At 76.1% G+C, this 3,989-nt stretch carries 4 protein-coding genes; 3 read left to right on the top strand and 1 reads right to left on the bottom strand.

What is annotated here, in order from left to right; all coding sequences use genetic code 11:
- On the top strand, nt 1–1,341 hold a 1,341-nt coding region (locus KS423_RS40240; RefSeq protein ID WP_224284684.1), incomplete at its 5' end, for an ABC transporter ATP-binding protein.
- A 166-nt stretch (nt 1,342–1,507) separates the two neighbouring features.
- Nucleotides 1,508–1,681, top strand: a complete 174-nt coding sequence (locus tag KS423_RS40235; protein WP_224284683.1) for a hypothetical protein — start codon at nt 1,508–1,510, stop codon at nt 1,679–1,681.
- A gap of 138 nt (nt 1,682–1,819) precedes the next feature.
- Here KS423_RS40235 and KS423_RS40230 read toward each other — a convergent pair whose 3' ends face one another.
- Complete coding sequence (locus KS423_RS40230) at nt 1,820–2,902, bottom strand: alcohol dehydrogenase catalytic domain-containing protein (protein WP_224284682.1); 1,083 nt, start codon at nt 2,900–2,902, stop codon at nt 1,820–1,822.
- Nucleotides 2,903–3,104: 202 nt separating this feature from the next.
- On the opposite strand from KS423_RS40230, the gene KS423_RS40225 reads away from it, so the two are divergent.
- Nucleotides 3,105–3,758 carry a class I SAM-dependent methyltransferase gene (locus KS423_RS40225; protein ID WP_224284681.1) on the top strand — a complete coding sequence of 218 codons (654 nt, stop codon included), beginning with the start codon at nt 3,105–3,107 and terminating at the stop codon, nt 3,756–3,758.
- The last annotated feature ends 231 nt before the right edge of the window (nt 3,759–3,989 follow it).

Below are 3,989 nucleotides of genomic sequence, written 5' to 3'. Positions count from 1 at the left end.
GCCCAGGCGAGCGCCGCCGCCTCCCGCGCCCTGGGCCGCGCCTCGGCCCTGCGTGCACTGGTGGTGGCGCTCGGCGGGCGCCTGCCGGTCCTGGCCGTCGTCGCGGCGGCGCCCTGGCTGCTCACCCACCACACCCTGACGCCGGGCGAGCTGCTCGGCGTCGCCACCTACCTCGTCCAGCAGTTGGACCCGGCTGTCAGGACTCTGGCCGGTACGGTCGGCGGCTGGCTGCTCAACCTGGCCGTCATCCTCGACCGCCTGGCCACGACCACCGGGCACGCCCGATCCGCCACGTGGGCTGGTACCGACACCCCGAACAGCAGCGGCACATCCGACCGAACCGAGGGCGCAGAGCCCACAGCCGGCCGACACCGGGCAGTCGGCGGCGCGGGCGGGCCGGGTCGGGTGCCCGAGGCTCGGACTCCGGAGCCGCCGCCGGGTGGTCCGTACGCGTCCGGGCGCAGGGCGGCGGCCGGGGGCGCAGGCCATGTGATTCACGCTCCCACTGGTCGACACCGAGCAGTCGGCGGCGCGGGCGAGCCGGAGCAGGCGCCCGGCCCTCGGGCGCCGGAACCGCTGCCGGCCGGGGGCGGAGCGGGTCACGCCCGCCCCGCCCCCGGGATACGGCTGGTGGGGGTTCGGTACGGGCACGGTGGCGGTGCCGTGCCGGTGTTGGACGGGTTCGATGCCGATGTCGGGGCCGGGGAGCACGTGGCGATCGTGGGGCCCAGCGGCGCGGGGAAGTCGACGCTGGCGGGGTTGCTCGCGGGGGTGCTGGTGCCGACGGCGGGGCGGGTGACGGTCGGTGGTGCGCCGCCCGGGCGGGCCCGCCTGGTGGCGCTGGTGCCGCAGGAGGCGTACGTGTTCCCGGGCACGGTCCGCGAGAACCTCACCTGGCCCACCGGGCACGCCCCCGACGCCCGCCTCGCCCGCGCCGTGGCCCTGCTGGGCGCGGAGCGGCTGGTGGCCCGCTTGGGCGGCCTGGACGCCGTACTAGGCGATCCGGGTGAACTCTCCGCAGGTGAGCGCCAGTTGTTGGCTTTGGTACGGACCTACCTCTCCCCTGCCCCGGTCGTGGTGCTGGACGAGGCGACCTGCCGACTGGACGCCACCGCGGAGGAGCGGGTCGAGCGGGCCTTCGCGGCCCGCCCGGGGACCCTGGTGGTCGTTGCGCACCGCATCAGTTCCGCGTTGCGGGCGGACCGGGTGCTGCTGCTGGACGGCGGGCGCGGGCTGCTGGCCCGGCACGGCGATCTCCAGGTGCTGTCCCCGCTCTACCGCGAGCTGGTCGGCCACTGGCTCGGTTCCGGGCCCCGGACCAGCACGGGACTCGCGTCGTGATCTCGATAGGATCTCGTCCGTCCCGGCCGTTATGGTGGCCGGGGCACGGGCCGCGATCACCGGCTACTGGCGCGTACCGAGCGCCCGATCGGGGACCCGACCGTGCGCCACCGGCGCCGGCCGGGCGCCGATGACCTGCACCCTCCGCACGGAAAAGACGATTCTCATGTCCGACACCCTCACCGACACCACCGGACCCGCGGTTACCGGGACCGACGCCGACGAGAAGACGGCCAAGGACACCGTGTCGCACGGCCGCCACCGCGGTGGCTCCGCCGCCGACGACAGCCCGGAGACCGACCCGCACGGCCGCCACCGCGCGGCCGGTGCGCAGGGCTGACCGCACCAGCATCAGGGCAGCACGCAGCAGCACCTCGGACGAGGGCCCGCCGGGAGGGCACGGACTCCCCCGGCGGGCCCTCGCTTCTTCCCGCGGTCCGCTCCCGGGCCACCCTCGGCCCGTCGCCGCGACCGGGCCTCAGCCCATCGTCACGACCGTCCGCAGCGCCTCGCCACTGCGCATCTGCGCGATCGCCTCGTTGACGTCCGCGAGCCCCACCCGGTGGGTGACCATGCCGTCGAGGTCGATCCGCCCGGCCCGCCAGAGGTCCACGACCAGCCCGATGGTGCGCGCCACGGTCGCCCCGCCGTAGAGCGAGGGCAGCAGGCGCTTCTCGTTGAAGAACAGCTCGCCCATGGTGAAGTGCGCGAGGTCGTCCTGCGCGCCCGCGCCGATGACCACCACCGCCCCGCCACGCCGGGCGGCCTCGTAGCCGGCCCGGACGGTGGCCGCGCGGCCGACCGCCTCGAAGACGTAGTCGAAGCCGCCGCCGGGCAGCGTCCTGGCCACCGCCCTCAGGTCCTCGGGCGCGATCGCCTCGGTGGCACCGAAGGCCAGGGCGCGCTCGCGGCGCGAGGCCACCGGGTCGACGACGGTGATCCGGCCGGCGCCGCAGACCCGGGCGCCCTGCACGGTGGCCACGCCGACCCCGCCCGCCCCGATCACCGCGACACAGGCGCCGGGCTCGACCCGGGCGGTGTTCACCGCGGCGCCGATGCCCGTGGTCACCCCGCAGCCGATCAGGGCCGCGGCCTCGTACGGGAGGTCGGCGGGCACCTTGATGACGGCGTTCGCCGTGACCACGACCTCCTCGGCGAAGGCCCCGGTGCCGTAGAAGCCGGAGGCGCTCAGCTCGCCCTCGGCGATCCGGAATCCCGGGGTGCCGAGGCTGCGCAGGCTGGCGATGCACAGGTGGCCGCGGTCCTGTCGGCAGTGGTCGCAGCGGCCGCACGGGGCCATCCAGCAGAGCACCACGCGGTCGCCGGCGGCGAGGCCGGTGACGCCCTCGCCGACCTCCACCACGTCCCCGGCACCCTCGTGCCCGGGGACGAACGGCGCGGGCTGCGGCAGCACGCCGCTCATCGCGGAGAGGTCCGAGTGGCAGAGGCTGGCGGCGCGCATCCGCACCCGTACGGTGCCCGGCCCGAAGCCCACGGCCGTCACGTCCTCGCGGACGTCGAGGACCTCCTGGCCGGTCTTGTGCAGGACGGCTGCGCGCATGGTGCTGCTCCCGGGGTGCCTGGTGTGCCTCGGATCGACGGTCGCGCCGATTCTGGCACGACATCCACACGGACATCCCCCGCTCTACCGGATGCCCCGGACGGCCCCGGCCCGCACCGCACGCCCCGGCGCCACCGCCCCCGCTACCGTCGAGTAGGGTCCGTGCACGTCCGCCCGCGTCCCGACCCCGAGGAGCTCCCCCATGTCCGACCTGCTGCTGAGCGCCGAGCCGGCGCCCGAGGTGCTGGCGGCGTTCGAGGGGGCCACCGGGTTCATGCCGGTGGACGAGGGGCTCGCGCTGTACGCGGCGGCGGTGGCGGCGGCGCGGAGCACCGGGCTGCCGGTGCTGGAGATCGGCACCTACTGCGGCCGCTCGGCGGTCCTGCTCGCGGCGGCGGCCCGGGAGGCCGGGACGGTCGCGCTGACCGTCGACCACCACCGCGGCTCGGAGGAGCAGCAGCCCGGCTGGGAGTACCACGACCCGACCCTGGTCGACCCCGAGGTCGGGCTGATGGACACCCTGCCGCGGTTCCGCCGCACCCTGCACGCCGCCGGGCTGGAGGAGCACGTGGTGGCGCTGGTCGGCCGCTCGCCGCGGATCGCCGCGCTGTGGGGGCGCCCGCTGGGGCTGGTGTTCATCGACGGCGGGCACACCGACGAGCACGCGACCGGCGACTACGAAGGCTGGGTGCCGCACCTGGCGCCGGCGGGCCTGCTGGTGGTGCACGATGTCTTCCCGGACCCGGCGGACGGCGGCCAGGCCCCGTACCGGGTGTACCTGCGGGCGCTGGCCGAGGGCTTCGAGGAGGTCTCGGTGACCGGCTCCCTGCGCATCCTGCGCCGCACCGCCCGGTAGCCCGTTCGATCCCCCGGCCCCGCGCCGATGCTCTAACGTCGTGCTGGGGCTGTCGGGCGGGGGTTCGAACGGTACGGTGGCCGCGCAGCACCAGGCAGAGCATCGGCGGACGGTGGGGGCCAGCAGCGACATGACGGACCAGCAGAACAGCGCTCCGGCGGTCTGGGACCCCACCGCGCGCGGCGGCGCTGGCGGCTGGGTGCGCGGCCCGCAGCGCCCGGCCGATCCGCA

Origin of the sequence: Streptomyces sp. LS1784 (assembly GCF_020103755.1) — a bacterium.
Taxonomy (GTDB): Bacteria; Actinomycetota; Actinomycetes; order Streptomycetales; family Streptomycetaceae; genus Kitasatospora.
The sequence above is the reverse complement of the archived record's forward strand: the minus strand, read 5'-3'. Positions and strand labels throughout refer to the sequence as shown.